Raw genomic sequence first — 20,389 nt, 5'->3', positions numbered from 1 at the left:
ATAACTAGCCGCTTTTTGGCTATTTAGCTTGTGTGAAACTGTCGAAGCGCCTGATAGTTTTATACCGTTTATAGAGGTCACAAAACTATCGCTTTGGCGAAAGCAGTTGGAGCACAAGATAACTAGCCGCTTTTTGGCTATTTAACTTGTGTGAAACTGTCGAAGCGCCTGATAGTTTTATACCGTTTATAGAGATAGTGTTTCATACTACTTATTCTAGTGCTGCTGCACCAGCCACGATCTCTGTGATTTCTTGAGTGATTGCTCCTTGTCGAGCTCGGTTATATGAAATCGTTAAATCACTAATAATATTTTGAGCATTATCCGTTGCCGTTTTCATTGCAGTCATACCAGCAGCATGTTCCGCTGTTTTGGCATCGATAATGGCTCCATAAATCAAGCTTTCCGCATATTGAGGCAATAAATTATCAAGGATCGCTTCTTTTGAAGGTTCCAATATATATTCTTGCTCATAAGTTGTTGCTTCTTCCGGATCTAAATCTGAAATCGGCAGCATCTTTTCTACTCGAAATTGGCTTGTCAGTGAATTGATGTGGTGATTATAACAAACATATAATTCATCAAAAACTTCGTTTTCATACATTGATGTTGCTGCTGAAACGATTTTTCTGACCTCATCAAACGTTGGTTGATCAGTCAGTCCGCGCAATTCATACGCAACATTGATGCCGCGAGCCTTGAAAAAATCAGCTCCAGTTCCGCCAATTGCAATCAAAACAAATTCTTCTTGTGAGTCGTGATCATCACTCATCATTTTCATCGTTTGTTTTAAGATCGAACTATTATAACCACCAACTAATCCTTTATCAGAGGTGATAACGATGTAGCCGGTCTTTTTCACTGGACGTGCTTTTAACATCGCATGATAGTTCAGATCCGAAGAATCTTCGGAATCAAAGTTGTCTAAATCATCAAGGTCATTCAACTGTGATGCAACAAGATGAGTAACGATCGAACGGATTTTGGACGCATATTCTTGAAAGCTTCTAGAAGCCGCTTCTGATTTCGTCAGCTTTGCTCCTGAAACCATCTGCATCGCATTTGTGATTTGACTGGTTTTTTTAGTAGAAGCTATGCGTTGTTTGATTTCATTTAATGAAGCACCCATTTCCTGTCACCTCTCTTATGCGTTTTGAATGGATTCAAGGGTATCTTTTGCTGTTGAACCCTCAGAATTAGCAGCGCTGAAGATTTCTTTGTATTCATTTATTGCAGCATCTAAATCTTTTGACTCTGGAAGGTCTTTGGTTGTTCGAATGGTTTCAAAAATTTCTGGATGTTTACCATCTAAATAATCAAATAATTCTGATTCAAAATCTAAGATTTTTGCAACGCTGATACTATCTAAAAATCCGCGAGTCAGCGCGTATAAAATCACGACTTGTTTTTCCACGGCTAATGGTGCATGTAATTTTTGCTTCAAGATTTCGACTGTTCGACGGCCACGGTTTAATTTTGCTTGTGTCGCCGCGTCTAAATCAGAACCAAATTGAGTAAAGGCTTCTAATTCACGATAGCTGGCTAAATCTAAACGAAGTGTTCCAGCAACTTTTTTCATTGCTTTGATTTGTGCTGAACCACCAACACGTGAAACGGAAAGACCCGCATCTACGGCTGGACGAGTCCCAGCATAGAACAAATCGCTTTCTAAGAAGATTTGACCATCTGTGATCGAAATTACGTTTGTTGGAATATAAGCAGAGATATCTCCCGCTTGTGTTTCTACAAACGGTAAAGCGGTCATTGAACCGCCGCCTAATTCATCACTTAATTTAGCTGCACGTTCTAATAAACGTGAATGTAGGTAGAAAACATCCCCAGGATAAGCTTCCCGACCTGGAGGACGGCGTAATAGTAAAGAAAGTTCACGGTAAGCAACCGCTTGTTTAGATAAATCATCAAAAATGATCAACACATGCTTGCCGTTGTACATAAACTCTTCACCCATGGCAGCACCTGCATAAGGCGCAATATATAATAATGGTGCTGGTTGAGAAGCACCGGCAGTGACAACGATCGTATAGTCAAGTGCACCAAATTTTCTCAAGGTTTCGACTTGATTACGAACTGTGGATTCTTTTTGACCGATAGCAACATAGATACAGATAACATCTTGCCCTTTTTGGTTGATGATCGTATCGATCGCAATCGATGTTTTCCCAGTTTTACGGTCACCAATGACTAACTCACGCTGACCGCGGCCGATCGGTACAAGCGCATCGATCGCTTTTAGTCCTGTCTGCATTGGTTCGTTAACGGATTTTCTTTGCATAACGCCTGGAGCTGCTGCTTCAACAGGACGTGTTTTATCTGTTTTGATTTCACCCAGCCCATCGATTGGCTGACCTAAAGGATTAACGACACGACCGATCATTGCTTCTCCAACAGGAACTTCCATGATTTTTCCAGTACGTGTTACTTTATCTCCTTCACGAATGGTTTCAAAATCACCTAGAATAATGATACCGACATCATTTGTTTCCAAGTTTTGCGCCATTCCATATGAGCCATTGGAAAATTCAACTAATTCTCCGCTCATCGCATTTTCTAAGCCGTGTGCACGGGCGATCCCGTCACCGACATATGTGACAGTCCCAACTTCTTCAACTGCTAATTCTTGTTGATAATTCTTGATTTGTTCCTTAATCAAGGCACTGATTTCTTCTGCTTTGATAGCCATTCAATTCACCTCTTTATTGTGCTGAACGTTATTTTACTAACAATTCTTGGATTCGTTCTAGTTGTTTTTGGATACTGCCGTCTATTACTTTATGATTCGCTTCGATCACGACACCGCCAATGATTGCCGGCTCGATCAGATTGATCAGATTTGCTTGTTCGTAGCCTAAAAGTGCTGCAGCTTTTTCTTCCATCCGTTGATGTTGTTCTTTTGATAAAGGAACAGCCGTTAACACGGTTCCAAGTAAAAGACTCTTATGCTCATCATATCTACGTTCATACTCATCGATCATCAATAACAGATCATTCATACGTGAGTAATTATAAACCACGTACAAAAAGTTTTTCATCGTCCCATCAAATCCGCGGATCAACTGATTCATGATCTCATCTTTTTCATAAGGTTCAAGACGAGCATCGCTTAAAATCTCACCTAAATCAGGAACTTCATGGAAAATTTCCCTTAACGTTAGTAAATCATGATAAACATCATCGGCTTCTTGCTTTTCAATTGCCAACTCGAACAAAGCTTTGCCGTAACGTTTACCTACTGTATATTTATCTAACTTCATCTGACTTACCTAAGCCTTCAATATAGGAATCGATCAATGCTTCATGAGCATCTGGCGTCAATTCTCTATTTAAAATTTTCTCTGCAATTTGTAAAGATAGGCTCGCTACTTCATCCTTTACAGAGGCTAACGCTTCATCATGTTCTTGAGAAATATCTTGACGTGCTTTTTCTCTTAAACGTGATACTTCATTATTGGTTTCTGTTAAGATTTTTTGGCGGTTCTGATCTCCACTCTCTTTCGCATCTTTGATGATTTCTGCTGCTTCGGATTTAGAAGAAAGTAATTTTGCATGACGTTCTTCTTCCATCTTAGCTGCTGCTAGTCGAGATTGTTCTGCAGAATCTAAATCGTTGGCAATTTTATCTTCACGTTTTTTCAACATTTCGGTGATTGCTTCCCAGGCAAACTTCTTGATCAGAAGCATCAAAATAAGGAAAGCACCACTTACGACGATCATGGTTCCAAGTGTTGTACTTGGGGTCGCTTCGCCGATAACTAAATGGTTCAGCATGAAGTATCAACTTCCTTTCTCTGCAATTCTCGGTGGTGATTGTGTTTTACTTTAAACTGACTTGCACTTTACCTAAAACACATTTTATTGAATTTTATTAATAGCTCATTTGTACTTTTGTTATTAATAAATAGTTATTATCGTTTTATTCGTCAGCTGCTTAGTCCCATACTTTTTATTTGTTCGTAGTTCTAAGCTTTCTGATTCCTAATTGTGGCTTGGAAAACGGTAGGTGAATTCTAGTGAGGCTACTTTGCTTACCAAGGACAGCTAAACAATAGTTTTGATTTAGCAATCGCTGTGAGTCCTAGTTTGGTCACTTCGCTCACCTTCGTTCGCCAAGTACTTCTCAACATCAGCTCTGCTTTTAGCAATCGCTGTGTTTCATTGTAAGGTTACTTCGCTCACCTTCGTTCGCCAAGCACTGCTCATCATCTGTTCTGTCTGCTAAAGCAGCCAGTCACAGTGATTCGCAGCAAAGAAAGCAGCACGCATTCTCTCAAACTTTGTGCGCCCTGCCTTCTAAGAAATTATTTGAACACTAATAACAATGCAATAACTACACCTAGAATTGGAACCGCCTCGATTAAAGCTACCCCGATAAACATTGTTGTTCTTAATTGGCCAGCCATTTCTGGTTGGCGTGTCATTGATTCAAGTGTTTTAGAGATAACCTTTCCGTTACCATATGCTGCCCCGATTGCTGCTCCGAAAACTGCGATTGCAGCTGCGATATAATTTAATCCATCCATGTTGTTTTCCTCCTAAAAATGATTGTTTTTATTATTTATTCTTCGACTTCAACTTTATGAGCCATGTAAACCATTGATAATGTAACAAAGATAAATGCTTGGATCGCTCCGATAAATATTGAAAATGCCAGCCAGATCATCTCTAGCGGTATCGCTAAGGGAATTGCCCACAGACCTGTACTTGAAACAATACTTGCGATCAATCCCAGTAAAACCTCTCCGGCAAAAATATTACCGTATAGACGTAATGCCAATGTTAATAAGTTCGTAAATTCTTCCATGATCTTGATCGGCATCAAAAATGCTACTGGACTCAAAAAGCTATTTTTAAAATAACCTTTCAAACCAAATCGACTCACACTAAAGAAATGAGTCAATACGATCATGATCAATGCTAAGGTCAAGGTAACTAATGGATCGGCCGTTGGGCTCTTCCAATACGTATAATCACCAATCACAACTTTTGTCACCAGGCCAATAATATTGGCAACCAAGACAAACATAAACATTGTAAATGAAAGTAGGTGAAAATTCGATACTTCTTTACTTGGCATATTGTCGGTAATGATCCCCCGAACAAAATCAATGAGATACTCAATCACATTTTGCTTGCCTTTTGGTTTCATTTGAAGATTTCTTGTGCAGAAATAAACGATCCCAAAGACAATGACACATGTCAACAGTACCATTAAACAAATGGTGCCATCAAACCAAATTGAAGGTCCACCAGACCAAAATGGCCCGACTTTGAAGAGCATTGTCTTCTCTTCCAACTTATTTCACCTCTTTTCCAACAAACTTATAAGAAGCGTCCTTTGCTTCTCTTTTTTAATCACACGTATCATACCACCATCAATGAATAATATCAAAAAAAATCTATGAAAATAAGACACTTCTTTTGATCTGACAAAAGATTAAAAGAATAGGGTCCTAATGGTATCTGACGGCATGAAGACGAGTTACTGAAAAAACGATGAAAACTCATCAGTGCCCTTACACTCTATCAAATTTTCCGCATAAGATAAAGCAAAGAAATGAAATATGCGAAAAAGAATAAAATAACCACTTAAAAGCACTTTTTCTATCAAAAAACAACAAAAAATTTAATCATTTATCGCAAATTATTTTTTAATGTACGATCGATTTCCCGATTGATTTCTTTGCGTTTTAAGTCTTCTCGTTTGTCATATTGCTTTTTCCCTTTAGCAAGTCCGATCAAGACTTTCGCATAGCCGTTTCGAATGTAAACTTTCAAAGGAATGATTGTGATTCCAGTGTTTTTCGTTTCCGTCATCAATTTCGCGATTTGCTTTTTATGCAATAATAGTTTTCTCGTGCGCAAAGGATCGTGATTAAAGATATTTCCCTGCTCATAAGGACTGATATGCACATTGAGTAAATAAGCTTCGCCATTTCTGATACGTACGAAACCATCTTTCAAATTGATGCGGCTATTGCGGATCGACTTGATTTCAGTTCCCTGTAAAACCATTCCTGCTTCCATTGTATCAACAACAGTATAGTCATGCCTAGCTTTTCGATTTTGGGCAATCAATTTGCCTTCTCCTTTTGGCATAGCTGTACCTCCAATTTCTTATTTTTTCTTCGTTTTTTTGCCTTTACCTTTTTTCTTAGCAACTTCTTTATAAAAAGGTTTCTTACCTTTTTTCTTGTTTTTCTTTTGGGTAAATGGTTTCTTATCACGACCACGCTCCCGATCTTTACGATCATCACGTCGTTTACGACCATCTTGCCGTTTCTTTTGTTTAGGTGCTTCCAGTTTCTCAACTTCTTCTGCTTCTAAAAATTCAAAATCGATCTCACGTGTTTCCGGATCGGCCTTTTCTACTCTAACCTTAACTTTTTGACCGATCTTCAAGGTCATACCTGTATGTTCTCCAACGAGCGCCATATGGTTTTCGATATAATGGAAATAATCTTGTTTCAAGTTGTTGACGTGAATCAAGCCTTCGATCGTATTTGGTAATTCCACAAAGAAACCAAAGCGAGCGACTGAACTGATGATCCCTTGATATTCTTCACCGATCTTATCTGCCATAAATTCAGCTTTCTTCATTGCATCGACTTCGCGTTCCGCTTCAACTGCGCGTCGCTCCATTTTTGAACTATGGTCTGCGATATCAGGTAAATGTTGTTCCCATTTTTCTTTTAGTTTTTCAGAAACATTTCCTTCATAGCTGCGGATCAAACGATGGACGATCAAATCTGGATATCGTCTGATCGGTGACGTAAAATGCGTATAGTATTCGGCTGCTAGACCATAGTGTCCATAATTATCCTCAGAGTAACGTGCTTGCTGCATACTGCGCAACAGCATTGTATTGATAACTGCTTCTTCAGGTTTATCAGCTACTTGCTCTAATACTCTTTGAAGATCCTTTGGTGTGATATCTGTTTTTGTTCCCTTGACTAAAATTCCTAAAACTGCTGCAAAATCGAAGAATCGCTGCATCTTTTCTTCTTTCGGCTGTTCATGGATCCGATAAATAAACGGTAATTTAAGATCATGGTAGTGCTTCGCCACTGTTTCATTAGCAGCCAGCATGAAGGACTCGATCAAACGCTCACCAATACCACGTGTTCGCAATAAGATGTCTTGTGGATGCCCCTTGGCGTCAACCAATACCTTAGCTTCACGATCTTCAAATGAAATCGCTCCTCGTGTCTCCCGCATTTGTTCAAGTATTTGGTGAAGTTCACCCATTTCCTTAAACATAGGAACTAACTCTTTGTAGCGCTCCATTGTTTCAGGATTTTGTTCCTCTAGAATCTCATTGACTGCTGTATAGGTCATTCGCTCGGCAGTTTGAATCACACTTTGGAAAATATCATGTTTGACTACATGACCTTCCGGCGTGATCTCCATTTCACAGCTCATCGTTAGACGAGGAACATGTGGATTCAATGAACAAATACCATTTGATAATCGTTGAGGAATCATCGGTATTACACGATCTGTCAAATAAACACTTGTTCCACGTTCATAGGCTTCAATATCAAGTTCGCTGCCTTCTGTTACATAGTAAGAGACATCAGCGATATGAACACCTAAGAAATAATTCCCGTTTTCTAATTTTTGAACAGTGACCGCATCATCTAAATCTTTTGCATCTTCTCCATCGATCGTTACGATCAATTGATCACGCAAATCTCTGCGTCCCTTTATATCATCCTCTGAAATAGCATCTGGTACTTTATCTGCTTCGTCAATGACAGGATCTGGAAAGCTTGTTGGAATTCCATGGGCAACAACGATCGATAAAATATCCATGCCTGGATCGTTTTTATGTCCAACGACTTTTTTGACCAATCCTTCCAAACTTCTTGGGTATTCTTTCTCAGGATAATGTGTCACTTCGACGATCACAATGCTGCCGTCGACTGGTTTGATTCCTTGGGCTGCAATATTGAAGGTTAGTCCTGCCATCTTTTTATCCTTTGGCACTGCATAACCATACAGATCAGTTTCACTGACTTCTTTGTCATCATAAGCGATAAATTCGCCTACGACTTGAGTGATCGCTCTTGTTTTGATCTCGACGATTTTGCCTTCTGCTCCGCGATCAGAAAAAGGATCCGCAGTTTGAACAATATCGATCGCTACAGTGTCCCCATCCATTGCAAAATTGACTGCTTCTTTTGGGATATAGACATCCGCTTCTTCCGGATCGATCGTCACAAAACCAAAACCGCGTTCATTCGCACGAAAAACGCCTTCGACTGTTACATCCTTTTGCGGCAACTTGATTTTGCCTTTTTTAGTAAATTCTACGGATTTTTCCCGTTCCATTGCTGCGACTGTTTGAACCAGCAGTTTAAAATCTGCACTTTTTTGCAGCTTAAGTCCCTCCGCAATTTCTTCCATAGAAAAGCTTTTCTTACTATGATTTTCCATGAAAAACAGGATATTCTCCTTGATTGTTTGTTTTGTCATTCGTTCTCCTCATTCCAAGACAGTGTGTTTAAAAATGCTGCCACGTCTTGTTCTAATTGTTTATGTTCTGGTCCAACTGTTACAGCATGTCCACCGTTTGGATACCAGTTTAATGTAAATCGTGTTTGTGTGAGTGCTTCAGCACTTTGATAGACACCTGTTGCATCAATCATTTCATCATTACCAGCTTGAGCCATAAAAAATGGCACCTCTACTTGATTCAGTTTTTCAGCTGTTTTAGTGGAAAACTGTTCAATATCTGCTAGCTGTTCGTGAGAGTCAGCCTTGATGTTGGTTAAGCGGTCGATGCGCTCATCTTCTGGAACACCAGCAATACTCAATACTTGCTCCGCATACAAAGCAAAATTTTCAGGTACATTGTTTTTGACTGGAAAAATCGGTGAGCAGAAAAATCCTCCCCCGATCACACCTTCTAATTGATCTGCTAACGCTGCTGTTGCGAAAATCCCGCCCATTGAAAGGCCAAAAACAGCGATTTGCGCATAGCCTTTTTCTTTTAAAAATTGAAGAGCATTTATTGTGTCCTGCTGCCAGTCTGCTGTTGTTTTTTCCAAAATATTTTCCGGATCAAACGTTGCATGACCGGAAAAATTTGGTGAGTACACCGTGTAGTTTTCTTTTTCTAAATAGCGACTAAGCATACGCATGTCATTGCTGCTTCCTGAATATGCGTGCAGTAAAAGAACTGCACGAGGACCATTTTCGGTAAATAATGGTTTAGGTAGATTTGTTATTTTCATTCTCTGATTCACCTCATCCTCATTTTAGCACATTATCGGCTGAAAACCTTATGAAAAGAAAGGTCGCTGACTTTTTTCCTTTGCTTTTTGAGGAAATAAAAAAGTCCCTCAGTCAAATGAGGGACTTCAAAGGTCTTACTTTGATGATAATAATACTAAGACAAATAATAGTAACATCCAAACAGCGCCAATCACTGCTGTCGCTCTTTGCATCACAGCTTCAAAACCACGAGCTTTTTGTTTGCCGAAAAGTTTATCTGCTCCACCTGTAAAGGCACTTGCTGCGCTATTTTGTTTGCTTGGCTGCATCATTACAGCAATGACCATCACTACTGACAAAATGACTACAAGTGTTAAAATAAAATTATACATAGTTTAATTCTCCCTTATTCACAAAATACATCTACTATACTTTAGCATAATTCTTTTTTAAATACTAGTTAAAATTGAAAAATCCTCTGTCTTTTTGTCGGAAAAAAGTCTAGGAGACCACTCATTGAGTCGCATCCTAAACTTTTAATTGATGGATTCTAAACATCAGAAGAATCTCTATTTTTATTACGCTCTTAAAACATCTTTATATTCTGGCTTTGTATCAAATTCTTTTTTTGCGAATGGACATAACGGAATAATTTTTTTCCCTTCTCGACGTGCTTTTTCCACCCCTTGATAAACTAATTTTTCAGCTAGTTTTTGACCTCTGTACGCTGGATCAACAAATGTATGGTCAATGATCATCATTTCAGTGCCTGCATCTGACCAAGTCATTTCGCCAATTTCTTGGTTTTCATCATTATATAAAGCAAAACGCCCTGTTTCTTCTTTGATTTCCATTCTTATTTTCCATCCTTTCGAATATACTTTAATGCCCCGCTTGGACATGTATTGATTACCTGAATATCGTCTTCTACGCCGCCATTATCTGCGATGATCCAAGGACGACGTCCTACTTCAAATACATCAGGATTGCCCCGCACACAATTACCAATGTGAGCACAAATATCCTTGCTATAGTATATATCTAATTTTTCTCCCGAGTATTTACGATACCCTTGGTCTAAAAGCATCTCCTCTGTTACATTTTTTCCATCGATTTTACTGCCGTCCATCGTTTTTCCTCCTCATCTAACAAGCACTACTAAAATTTGATACATGTTTTTTAGCCTCTTGTTACTGAAATTAGATAACACGCTTTATCTATAGCTACATTTTAACAACTTAAAACCAGCAAGGCAACTAATCGTTCCTACATCAATCATTTCTAGCCCGTAGTGAAGAAAGGATCGACACAGTATCTACCACTTCCTGCAACACTGCCCCAAATAAAGCTGGAATCACTCCTGTACTAGCGATCAGCATCAAAATAGTACAAATAGCAATACCGATCAATACAGATTGCTTAGCAATTTTCATCGTATCTTTTGAGATTTTAACCGCTTTACTGACCTTTTCTAAGTCATCTTTTAAAATAACTGCATCTGCCGTCTCACTTGCAGCACTTGACCCATGAGCACCCATCGCGATTCCGATATCTGCAACAGCCAAAGAAGGTGCATCATTGACACCATCACCTACCATGATCACTGGACGACTTGATTCTGGCAATTTTTTCAACACGTCTATTTTATCTTGAGGCAAACACTCTGAGTGAACTTCTGTAATGCCGACTTCTGACGCGATCTCTTCGGCAATTTTCTGATGATCTCCAGTCAACATCAATAAATGACTGATTTGAAGCTTTTGAAGTTGGCTCATCGTTTGCTTAGCTTCTAGTCTAACACTATCAGTGAAAGTGATATATCCTAAATAGTGGCCATTCATAGAAACATAGATAGCTGTTTGCTCTGGGATATCTTCTATTATATCTTTTGAAACGAACGTTGGCTTACCGACAAGAATCGTGTTTCCTTCAATAATCGCTTTCACACCAGCACCAGTTGTTTCCTCAAGGCTCGAAACCTTTTTCAAGCTATGACTTTTTGATGCATAATTGACAAGCGACCGTGCTAAAATATGACTTGATTCTTGTTCAGCACTCGCTGCTAAAACAAGTAACTCATCCTCAGCAATAGACCCTAAAGCAACAACTTGTGCGACAGAAAGTTCTCCTTTGGTGATCGTGCCAGTCTTATCAAAAGCGATTGTCCTTGCATCGGCTATTTTTTCTATAGAAGTTCCAGTTTTTATAACGATCCCATTCCTGCTTGAACGGTTCATGCCGGCAACTAAAGCAATCGGAGCTGCTAAAATCAACGGACATGGTGAAGCAACAACTAACACTTCTGCAAATCTAGTTGGATTCTTTGAAAAAAACCAGGCAGCTCCAGCAATCACATAAGCGGCAATCGTAAAAGGTACAGCATAGCGGTCAGCCATGCGAACAAAATGTGCAGGCTGCGTTTGGGACTCTTTAACCAGTTTCACAATCATTTGATATTGACTATCTGCGGCTGTCTTTTCTGCTTGGATCGTCAAAGAACTTTCTCCATTGATAGAACCCGACATCACAGAATCGCCAAGATTTTTGTTTACCGGACGTGATTCACCGGTCAAAGATGCTTCGTCCACCGCTGACTTGCCTCTCAAAATTTTGCCATCGACTGGTATGATTTCTCCTGGTTTCACGACTAGCTCATCACCAATTTTGATTTGCTCGACACGAATATCAGATAAGGAATCATCTAACAGCCGATGAGCTATTTGAGGAGAATGATCCAAAAGCGACTTCAATTCTTTATTCGCACGCTTTGCTGCATAGTCTTCCAAAGAATCACCACCGGTCAACATGATCAGAATCATCAAGCTTGCCCAATACTCACCGACGGCCAATGTGGCAACAATTGCTGTGATTGCTAATATATCCACGCCATAGCGCCCTGACTTTAGCGTGCGGATCATCTCTATCAGCATTGAAAATGCCATAATCGAACCCGTTATTAAAATAATACCAAATGCAAATGAAGGTTGATGAAGAATAAATTCAAATAATAAAGCTAGTATTCCTGTGCTGATCGTGATCAGTAATTTTGTCAAATGTTTCATCGTAGCCACGCCTTTCACAAAAGATCTCTTTTAGTCAAGAATACCCCCAAAGAACAATAGAACAAAATCAAAAGGCTTAAATGAAAATGATTGTCATTCTTTATTAAAAACAGCAAAAAAATAACCTGGACATTTTACTCTCCCAGGTCATTTTCAGCTTAAATCACACGTTTTTTCTTTTTGACCTTTCTATTTTCTTTTCTCTTCTCCACTTCGTAAACCACTCTAGTCATCACCAATGAAATGTAATTGAAGATGGAACGGCTACCTAAAACAAGTGGTAAGTAGAAGAACACGTTCCTTGTGAATAAGGAGGTCAGCATGAAAAATTCTCCAAAAATCAAGAAGCAGACTAAGAATGCTGCAATCAGCAATCCGATCATGATTTTCTTTTTCAAATCTAAAGGTCTTGCTGCTCTGAAAAGCACTTGAAAACCAACGCATCCAGTTAAAAGAACACACATCGTAGAAACTTCTTGATGCGGCAACCCAAACCAAATTCCAGCCAATTGTAAAATCAAAATATTAAAAACAACTGTCAAAGCTCCCGGCACCGAAATTCTAAGGATATTGGTCAAAAAATGACCTTTGATCCGCTTATAATTTGGCTCTAGCGCTAAAATAAATGATGGAATACCAACAGTTAACGTATTGATCGGTGTTAACTGTAACGGAGCAAATGGATACGGCAATAATAAGAAAATGAACGTCACTGCAAGAATGGCAGAATAGATCGTTTTGACCATATACATCGATGCCACACGTTCAATATTATTGATAACACGACGGCCTTCATTCAATACTTGGATCATGGAACTAAAGTCTGAATTCAGTAAAACGACATCTGACACAGCTCTAGCTGCATCGCTTCCACTAGCCATTGCCACACTAACATCTGCTTCTCTTAAAGAAAGAATATCATTTACGCCATCACCTGTCATACACGTCGTATGACCATTTTCTTTCAAAGCTTGGATCAGTTCCCTTTTTTGATACGGTGTTACTCGACCAAAAACTGTTGTTTTTTCAACCAGCTCATTAAAATTTTCAGAATCAGATACTTTACTCATATCAACAAAGTGTTCAGCTCCTGCAATTCCAGCTTGTTTGGCAATCTGAGAAACTGTGATTGGATTGTCACCAGAAATAACTTTTAGAGTAACATCCTGTTTCGCAAAATAAGAGAAGGTATCTGCAGCATTTTCTCGTAATGTATCTGCGATAATAAAGATAGCTACCGTTTCTTTTTCATTTGGCAGGATCGGACCCGTTAACTCTTCATCAGAATGAATCAAAATCAACACTCGATCGCCTTGCTCATTATAAGGCGCAAGTCTTTCACGAAGTTCATTCGGCAGCTCCGAATAAATGAATTCAGGAGCGCCCATTACAAAAGTCCCTTTTTCATTAAATGTAATGCCACTCCACTTTCGATCAGAAGAAAACGGCATGACTTTTTTTACTGCCCATTCAGCTTGTTGCTGAGGAAATCTTTTTCTCAGTACTTTTGCAGTTGCATTTTGATCGGACAGACCCGCCATCATCTCGCTCATCGCGCGCTCGATCTCACTCGAAGGAAAACCCGCTAATGGAATCAGCTCCTTGAATGTTAATGTTCCATCGGTGATCGTCCCTGTTTTATCCAAACAAATCGTGTCGACACGTGCTAGTGTTTCGATACATGCTAAGCGCTGAATCAGCGTTTGCTTCCGCGCCAAATTTGCTGCACCTACGGCAAATGCCACACTAGTCAAAAGCATCAATCCTTCTGGTATCATGCTGATCAATGCACCGGATACGCCTAAGACTGTTTTAGGAAATGAGTGTGTTGATTGATATTGAGACCAAAATAGCAATACTCCAATAGGCACGATCGCAAAAGTCAGTCCTTTAATCAAAAGGTTTAACGAATTCATAAGCTCTGATGTTGATTTTTTCTCTGTTTTTGCTTCTTTAGACAACTTGGAAACAAAATTATCTTCACCCACAGCTGTGATTTTGACAAAACCTAAACCAGAAGTGATAAAGCTCCCGCTCATGATTTTATCTCCATTAACTTTCAGGATCTTATCAGACTCTCCAGTTAACAGCGATTCATCAACCTCCATACCTTCTCCATGAAGAACGATGCCGTCAGATGGCACTTGATTGCCTAATGTCAAAACGAGAACATCACCTAAAACAATGTCATCTTGAAAAATCTTTTTCAATTGCCCTTGTCTTAGCGCTAAAACCTCTGTTTTATTGACGATCGATAGCTTATCGATCGTTCGTTTCGCATGAATTTCCTGAAAAACACCAATTGCTGTATTGATGATGATGATCCAGAAAAAAAGCGCATTTTTAGGATATCCTACAGCAAAAACAGCGATTGCCAGAAATAAATTAATGAAATTAAATAATGTCAATGAATTATCCAAAATGATCTGTTTCGTTGTTCTGGATAGATCTTCTGTTTCATTATTGTATTTTCCTTCAGCATAGAGTGCTTCGACTTCTTGGTCGGATAGCCCTTTGATCGTCTCTGGAATCCTTATATCTTCAGTAGTTATTCCTTGTTGTTTTTCTTCTGATGAAAAAAACGTTTCATTATCGATATCTCTTTTTTTCTTAAACAATTTTTTCATAGTTCACCCAATTCACTTTCCTCTGATGTTTATACTTAATTAATTGTAGAATACTTTTATCATAATTACTGGTTATAGCTTTAAGTTTACACTTTTTTTAATCAATTGAACAAGAATGGCCCTTTCTTACTCTATTCAAAGTGTATTTAACATCATTTTCGTGGATCATCATTACTAAATCCAAATAGGAAGAATTTTTCCAGCTCCCACTATTTATCTCGTTTCTTGTTATTAATAATATAGAAACTAAAAAAAGCCTCACTCTATCGGCAGTGAAACTTTTTACAGATTACTTAATCCGCATGGTTCTTTATTGTGATAATTATTCTGAACCTAAATACTTTCAAAAATCAAGAAGACTAAAGATCATTTGTCTATTGCCATAACAAAATAGAAACTTCGATAAATCGAGATTTCTATTTTTCTCATTTCAGCGGTACACTTTTGTAGAAAGTGCCATAATATGTTATAAGATAGCTACTTTTTGAGATTTAGGGTTAATCTACTTCAGATGCCTTGATTAAAATACCTGTAAATGTTTTTCTCTCTATAGTTTTTGATAAAAGTAAAATCAGATGTCCTTCAATGAAGAAAAACGTTGGAGTAATAAGATCTCATTTCCCGGAATTTTTAACATAAAAATAAGGAGAATACTTGAGAAGTTTCTACTCAAAAAAATTGAGATAATATATAAACATAAAGGAGAAACGTCTAGCTCTAAACAGAGCTAGACTGTTAAAACTTTCGAAAGTTTTAGGTGGAAGCGGTATTTCAATCCACTAGCTCTAAACAGAGCTAGACATCAATTATTGAAACTAATGAGAAAGAGCGGATAATTTCAATCCACTAGCTCTAAACAGAGCTAGACGCGGTGGAAGTAGTGGCAGTGGCTTTACTCTTGCTATTTCAATCCACTAGCTCTAAACAGAGCTAGACAGCAAGAAATGATTCATCATTAGATAGGTTAGTAGTATTTCAATCCACTAGCTCTAAACAGAGCTAGACGAAATGCGCCAACTAGTTAAGAAAATTGGTGATAAATTTCAATCCACTAGCTCTAAACAGAGCTAGACGAAATGCGCCAACTAGTTAAGAAAATTGGTGATAAATTTCAATCCACTAGCTCTAAACAGAGCTAGACTGTTTGAAAACACTACCGAATTAATTTATCTAGATTTCAATCCACTAGCTCTAAACAGAGCTAGACGTATAAAATCACCTCCTTGTTAGAAAGGACTTGGGATTTCAATCCACTAGCTCTAAACAGAGCTAGACTCCGATGATCGGATCATTTTTTCCATATCCTAAGCATTTCAATCCACTAGCTCTAAACAGAGCTAGACAGGAAAAAGCAGAAGCGAAAGAAAAGGAAGAACTATTTCAATCCACTAGCTCTAAACAGAGCTAGACAAATCTTTCTTAGTAAAAATTGCCATGTATATTTTATTTCAATCCACTAGCTCTAAACAGAGCTAGACACCTTTCAACGATGATACAAAAACAGGTGAACTATTTCAATCCACTAGCTCTAAACAGAGCTAGACCAGATATATCTATTTTGTTAGGCACTCCAATGTATTTCAATCCACTAGCTCTAAACAGAGCTAGACATGGGGGTTCAACCGTAGTCTTACCCGTCAATCCTATTTCAATCCACTAGCTCTAAACAGAGCTAGACTTGCTTTGTCTGAACTGAAGTGCCAACCTTGTGCATTTCAATCCACTAGCTCTAAACAGAGCTAGACTCAATCGACACCTAGATGAGATTGACAAAGAGCATGATTTCAATCCACTAGCTCTAAACAGAGCTAGACTTTTTATTAAAATGTTCATAAAGCGCCAAAGTTAAATTTCAATCCACTAGCTCTAAACAGAGCTAGACTGTGAATAAAGCAGAAATAGATTACATATCTGCTAGTATTCACCTTAAATTCTTCTCTCACATTAAAATTCCATGAGAAGAAGAGCGATTACAACCAAATTATCTCGATTTTTTTGGTGCGAATCTCTCAGTGATTTCATGTGCACTTATGATTCGCACCAAACACGAAACAAACTACAATGTACTATTATTTCCAAAAATCATCAAAAATCGTAATTGGCATATGGCGTTTGTGTTGCGTTTTTTTATACCAGTTCTCGATCGTCTCTTTTGCTTTTGCAGAAACCTCTTTGCCTTCCACATAATCATCAATGTCATCGTAAGTCACACCTAAAGCGACTTCATCCGCTACTAATGGCTTATCGTCTTCTAGATCTGCAGTTGGGATTTTTAAATAAAGTTCTGCTGGCGCACCTAATTCTTTCAACAGAGCTTTGCCTTGTCGCTTGTTCAAACGGAACAATGGTAAGATATCTGCTCCACCATCACCATATTTCGTGTAAAAACCAGTAATATTTTCTGCAGCATGATCTGTTCCTATTACAGCGCCTGATTTTTCACCTGCAATAGCGTATTGTACGATCATCCGTTGACGAGCTTTCATATTGCCTTTGTTGAAATCACTTATTGAAACACCCGTCTCACTCAGTGAAACCACACTCGCATCAATCGCCGGTTTAATATCTACTCGCAAGGAAATATCTGGTTTGATAAAATCCAACGCCTTTTTGGCATCTGCTTCATCTGCCTGTTCGCCATATGGTAAGCGAACGGCAATAAATTGATAAGAATCATCTTTGGTTTCTATGCGCATTTCTTCCATTGTAAGCTGTGCCAATCTTCCGGCCAAGCTTGAGTCTTGACCACCGCTGATTCCTAACACCAGCGTTTTTAAAAATGGGTACTTATATAAATAGCTTTTCATAAAATCGATACTCTTACGAATTTCTTCTTTAGGATCAATTTGAGATTTTGCACCTAATTCTTCGATGATCGCTTTTTGCAAAGAATCCATGAAACATTCCTCCAATTTATTTATTTTCTGTTAGTGCCTTTACATCAACACGGACTTTTTCAAGTAGACGCATTTTATGATTCCAACATTCTGTCGATAGATCTACTGGATACTTTTGCGGATTAAGATCTCGTTTGTACTCTTCCCATAATGAATCGAGATTTTCTTTGGCATAATGCTTGATTTCTTCCAATGTCGGCAGTTCATACACTCTTTTTCCTTCAACAAAAATATCCTGCAAGACTGCTCTTGCTTCAAAATTTCTAACTGTCTTGTTGATAAATGTATGCACTGGATGGAACATGTAAATTTCTTCCTGTTCGCGCGGATCTTCGTCCCATAAAGTGACATAGTCGCCTTCAGACTTTTTATCTGACTTACGTGTGATCCGCCACACTTGTTTTTTCCCTGGCGTAGTCACTTTTTCCGCATTGCTTGAAAGCTTGATCGTGTCTTTCATCTTGCCATCTTTATCTTCGATCGACACTAACTTGAACACCGCTCCTAATGCAGGCTGGTCGTACGCCGTGATCAGCTTAGTTCCAACACCCCAAACATCGATCTTAGCTTTTTGCATTTTTAAACTCAAAATCGTATTTTCATCCAGATCATTTGAAGCGTAAATTTTTGCTTCGTGGAAGCCAGCTTCATCTAACTGCTCACGTACACGTTTAGAAATATAGGCCATATCCCCACTATCCAAACGAACACCAAGAAAATTGATTTTATCACCCATCTCACGTGCTACACGAATCGCACTTGGCACGCCTGACTTCAAGGTATCATACGTATCAACTAAAAAGACACAATCTTTGTGGGTTTGAGCATAAGCCATGAACGCATCGTAATCATTACCATAGGACTGAACAAGTGAATGGGCATGTGTTCCACTCACAGGGATACCGAAAATTTTGCCTGCGCGCACGTTGCTCGTAGCGTCTGCACCACCGATAAATGCCGCACGTGTTCCCCAAATAGCCGCATCCAATTCTTGTGCTCGACGTGTCCCAAATTCCATCAACGGATCATCACCAATCACTGACTTGATTCGAGCTGCTTTTGTGGCGATCAATGTTTGAAAATTGACCATATTTAATAAAGCTGTTTCGATCAACTGACACTGAGCTAATGGTCCTTCAACCTGGATCAAAGGTTCGTTATTGAACACTAGATCGCCTTCCAAAGCGGAACGGACCGTACATTTAAATTCAAATTCTTTTAAGTAGGTCAGAAAATCTTCTGGATAATCCTCTACTTCTCTAAGATACGCAATATCTGTGTCAGAAAATGTTAGATTCTCTAAATAATCGACTAGTCGCTCCAATCCGGCAAAAATTGCATAGCCATGGTTAAACGGCATTTCTCGAAAATAACATTCAAAAACAGAATGGATATCTGCACGTCCTAACTTCCAATATGTTTGCATCATATTGATTTGATATAAATCAGTATGTAACGTTAAACTATCATCTTTATAAACTCGCTTCATCTCACCATGCCATCCTTTACTTTTTATAAAACATTATCCTTTATTATAACAAAACTTCATTATTTCAACCAAAAACTCGTTTTACTTCTTAAGAAGCCTTGTTCTTGAAAATCAAAAACTTGCTAAAGAAATAATTTAATACGATCACGACGACCTGTGTGACCATCTTAGCCCAAAAATCAGAAATATGCAGCCACTCGATCATCAATACCATCAGAGCCATATCAATGACAAACGATAAAATACGATACCAGTAAAATAGCAGCATTTCTTTAAAAAATGCTCTCAAATCAACATGCTGACTTGCAAAAACAAAATACTTATTTGTAAAAAATGCAAACAAGACAGATAAGAACCAGCCAATCGTATTACTGATTTTATAATCAATGCCAAAAAGATCTTTACAGATAAAAAACACAACAATGTTAACAACTGTTGTTGCCACACCAAAAACTAAATAAGAAATCACTTCTTTATATTTATGAAATAACTCTTTCAATTTTCACTCTTCCTTTCATTGTGCTTCTATTTTAACAAAAATGGAAACGAAAGCCTACTGATTTTCTATTTTTTAGTTATAAGCGAATCGTTCATTCGTTGATAAAGTAAAAGCACCAAAAAGGGCAATCGCTATTTTCCCTTTTTGGTGCTGCTCATTTGTACTTACTCAGCAGAAACATTTTTTTGAATTACAATGATATCCTTTCTAGGTGCACTAAAAGAATAACCTGCTTCTGTCATTTTATTTTTTATGCCGATATGTACATCGACATCTTCTCTTGTTGCATTCAAAAGTCTTTTGATCACAAAGTCAACTTCCGCTTTTGCAATTTTTTTCTTCGTATTGATCATGATGATGTCGATTTTATCATAGGCATCCGCATAAACGATCTGTGTTCGGTCTAGTGCATATAATTTAAAAAACTTGATTGCTTTAGAACCAAAAACAAACTTTGTGATATTTGGATAAAAATATTCTAAATTCAAATTTTTATTTATTGGTGTTTCGATCAATTTCATATATGTAGCTCCTTTTCAACTATCCCTGTCTGATTAACCTTACATAAATTTTACTCTTTC

At 38.2% G+C, this 20,389-nt stretch carries 18 protein-coding genes and 1 CRISPR repeat array; all 18 genes read right to left on the bottom strand.

Annotation, left to right across the window (positions count from 1 at the left end; all coding sequences use genetic code 11):
- Positions 1-211 precede the first annotated feature (211 nt).
- The 18 genes from IGI58_RS14850 to IGI58_RS14765 all read right to left on the bottom strand — a co-directional run bounded on the left by IGI58_RS14850 (position 212) and on the right by IGI58_RS14765 (position 20,329).
- Positions 212-1,129, bottom strand: coding sequence for a F0F1 ATP synthase subunit gamma (locus tag IGI58_RS14850; RefSeq protein ID WP_087639746.1), 918 nt, complete (start codon positions 1,127-1,129; stop codon positions 212-214).
- Positions 1,130-1,144: 15 nt separating this feature from the next.
- The gene (gene atpA, locus IGI58_RS14845; RefSeq protein WP_225533157.1) at positions 1,145-2,701 is read right to left on the bottom strand and encodes a F0F1 ATP synthase subunit alpha; all 1,557 of its coding nucleotides are present in this window, start codon (positions 2,699-2,701) and stop codon (positions 1,145-1,147) included.
- 28 nt (positions 2,702-2,729) lie between these two features.
- Positions 2,730-3,272, bottom strand: a complete 543-nt coding sequence (gene atpH, locus IGI58_RS14840) for an ATP synthase F1 subunit delta (RefSeq protein ID WP_087639744.1) — start codon at positions 3,270-3,272, stop codon at positions 2,730-2,732.
- The gene (gene atpF, locus IGI58_RS14835) at positions 3,259-3,786 is read right to left on the bottom strand and encodes a F0F1 ATP synthase subunit B (RefSeq protein ID WP_087639743.1); all 528 of its coding nucleotides are present in this window, start codon (positions 3,784-3,786) and stop codon (positions 3,259-3,261) included. The genes atpH and atpF overlap by 14 nt, the downstream gene beginning before the upstream one ends.
- 530 nt (positions 3,787-4,316) lie before the next feature.
- A complete protein-coding gene (gene atpE, locus IGI58_RS14830; RefSeq protein ID WP_086331600.1) occupies positions 4,317-4,538 on the bottom strand; it encodes a F0F1 ATP synthase subunit C in 222 nt (73 codons plus the stop codon).
- A gap of 35 nt (positions 4,539-4,573) precedes the next feature.
- Positions 4,574-5,311, bottom strand: coding sequence for a F0F1 ATP synthase subunit A (atpB, locus tag IGI58_RS14825; protein ID WP_429952783.1), 738 nt, complete (start codon positions 5,309-5,311; stop codon positions 4,574-4,576).
- Positions 5,312-5,649: 338 nt separating this feature from the next.
- Positions 5,650-6,114: an SsrA-binding protein SmpB gene (smpB, locus tag IGI58_RS14820; RefSeq protein ID WP_088268435.1), complete on the bottom strand. Its 465-nt coding sequence runs from the start codon at positions 6,112-6,114 to the stop codon at positions 5,650-5,652.
- 18 nt (positions 6,115-6,132) lie between these two features.
- Positions 6,133-8,493: a ribonuclease R gene (rnr, locus tag IGI58_RS14815; protein WP_429952784.1), complete on the bottom strand. Its 2,361-nt coding sequence runs from the start codon at positions 8,491-8,493 to the stop codon at positions 6,133-6,135.
- Positions 8,490-9,254 carry an alpha/beta hydrolase gene (locus tag IGI58_RS14810; protein ID WP_429952785.1) on the bottom strand — a complete coding sequence of 255 codons (765 nt, stop codon included), beginning with the start codon at positions 9,252-9,254 and terminating at the stop codon, positions 8,490-8,492. The genes rnr and IGI58_RS14810 overlap by 4 nt, the downstream gene beginning before the upstream one ends.
- 135 nt (positions 9,255-9,389) lie before the next feature.
- Complete coding sequence (secG, locus tag IGI58_RS14805; RefSeq protein ID WP_087639739.1) at positions 9,390-9,626, bottom strand: preprotein translocase subunit SecG; 237 nt, start codon at positions 9,624-9,626, stop codon at positions 9,390-9,392.
- A 186-nt stretch (positions 9,627-9,812) separates the two neighbouring features.
- Entirely contained in the window at positions 9,813-10,088 is a 276-nt protein-coding gene (locus IGI58_RS14800; RefSeq protein WP_087639738.1) for a GNAT family N-acetyltransferase, read from the bottom strand.
- Positions 10,089-10,090: 2 nt separating this feature from the next.
- Positions 10,091-10,363, bottom strand: a complete 273-nt coding sequence (locus IGI58_RS14795) for a (4Fe-4S)-binding protein (RefSeq protein WP_429952786.1) — start codon at positions 10,361-10,363, stop codon at positions 10,091-10,093.
- Between the two features lie 142 nt (positions 10,364-10,505).
- Positions 10,506-12,296 (bottom strand): heavy metal translocating P-type ATPase, encoded by a 1,791-nt coding sequence (locus IGI58_RS14790; RefSeq protein ID WP_429952787.1) that lies wholly within the window; start codon positions 12,294-12,296, stop codon positions 10,506-10,508.
- A gap of 158 nt (positions 12,297-12,454) precedes the next feature.
- Positions 12,455-14,923, bottom strand: a complete 2,469-nt coding sequence (locus IGI58_RS14785; protein WP_429952788.1) for an HAD-IC family P-type ATPase — start codon at positions 14,921-14,923, stop codon at positions 12,455-12,457.
- A 768-nt stretch (positions 14,924-15,691) separates the two neighbouring features.
- A CRISPR array of direct repeats spans positions 15,692-16,805; the repeat unit is 33 nt; unit sequence ATTTCAATCCACTAGCTCTAAACAGAGCTAGAC.
- Between the two features lie 187 nt (positions 16,806-16,992).
- Positions 16,993-17,820, bottom strand: coding sequence for an ammonia-dependent NAD(+) synthetase (nadE, locus tag IGI58_RS14780; RefSeq protein WP_429952789.1), 828 nt, complete (start codon positions 17,818-17,820; stop codon positions 16,993-16,995).
- A 16-nt stretch (positions 17,821-17,836) separates the two neighbouring features.
- On the bottom strand, positions 17,837-19,309 hold the full coding sequence (locus IGI58_RS14775; protein ID WP_087639734.1) for a nicotinate phosphoribosyltransferase: 1,473 nt from the start codon (positions 19,307-19,309) through the stop codon (positions 17,837-17,839).
- A gap of 88 nt (positions 19,310-19,397) precedes the next feature.
- Entirely contained in the window at positions 19,398-19,808 is a 411-nt protein-coding gene (locus tag IGI58_RS14770) for a GtrA family protein (RefSeq protein WP_087639733.1), read from the bottom strand.
- 164 nt (positions 19,809-19,972) lie between these two features.
- Positions 19,973-20,329, bottom strand: a complete 357-nt coding sequence (locus tag IGI58_RS14765) for a DUF1827 family protein (protein WP_225533149.1) — start codon at positions 20,327-20,329, stop codon at positions 19,973-19,975.
- Positions 20,330-20,389 lie beyond the last annotated feature (60 nt).

It is taken from the genome of Enterococcus sp. AZ020 (assembly GCF_050499205.1).
GTDB lineage: Bacteria > Bacillota > Bacilli > Lactobacillales > Enterococcaceae > Enterococcus_L > Enterococcus_L dunnyi.
This window is presented reverse-complemented; position numbering and strand designations above follow the sequence as displayed.

Coding starts and splice junctions, on each gene's coding strand:
- IGI58_RS14850 (WP_087639746.1), bottom strand. CDS start 1,129: ATGGGTGCTTCATTAAATGAAATCAAACAACGCATAGCTTCTACTAAA.
- atpA (WP_225533157.1), bottom strand. CDS start 2,701: ATGGCTATCAAAGCAGAAGAAATCAGTGCCTTGATTAAGGAACAAATC.
- atpH (WP_087639744.1), bottom strand. CDS start 3,272: ATGAAGTTAGATAAATATACAGTAGGTAAACGTTACGGCAAAGCTTTG.
- atpF (WP_087639743.1), bottom strand. CDS start 3,786: ATGCTGAACCATTTAGTTATCGGCGAAGCGACCCCAAGTACAACACTT.
- atpE (WP_086331600.1), bottom strand. CDS start 4,538: ATGGATGGATTAAATTATATCGCAGCTGCAATCGCAGTTTTCGGAGCA.
- smpB (WP_088268435.1), bottom strand. CDS start 6,114: ATGCCAAAAGGAGAAGGCAAATTGATTGCCCAAAATCGAAAAGCTAGG.
- rnr (WP_429952784.1), bottom strand. CDS start 8,493: ATGACAAAACAAACAATCAAGGAGAATATCCTGTTTTTCATGGAAAAT.
- IGI58_RS14810 (WP_429952785.1), bottom strand. CDS start 9,254: ATGAAAATAACAAATCTACCTAAACCATTATTTACCGAAAATGGTCCT.
- secG (WP_087639739.1), bottom strand. CDS start 9,626: ATGTATAATTTTATTTTAACACTTGTAGTCATTTTGTCAGTAGTGATG.
- IGI58_RS14800 (WP_087639738.1), bottom strand. CDS start 10,088: ATGGAAATCAAAGAAGAAACAGGGCGTTTTGCTTTATATAATGATGAA.
- IGI58_RS14795 (WP_429952786.1), bottom strand. CDS start 10,363: ATGGACGGCAGTAAAATCGATGGAAAAAATGTAACAGAGGAGATGCTT.
- IGI58_RS14790 (WP_429952787.1), bottom strand. CDS start 12,296: ATGAAACATTTGACAAAATTACTGATCACGATCAGCACAGGAATACTA.
- IGI58_RS14785 (WP_429952788.1), bottom strand. CDS start 14,923: ATGAAAAAATTGTTTAAGAAAAAAAGAGATATCGATAATGAAACGTTT.
- nadE (WP_429952789.1), bottom strand. CDS start 17,820: ATGGATTCTTTGCAAAAAGCGATCATCGAAGAATTAGGTGCAAAATCT.
- IGI58_RS14775 (WP_087639734.1), bottom strand. CDS start 19,309: ATGAAGCGAGTTTATAAAGATGATAGTTTAACGTTACATACTGATTTA.
- IGI58_RS14765 (WP_225533149.1), bottom strand. CDS start 20,329: ATGAAATTGATCGAAACACCAATAAATAAAAATTTGAATTTAGAATAT.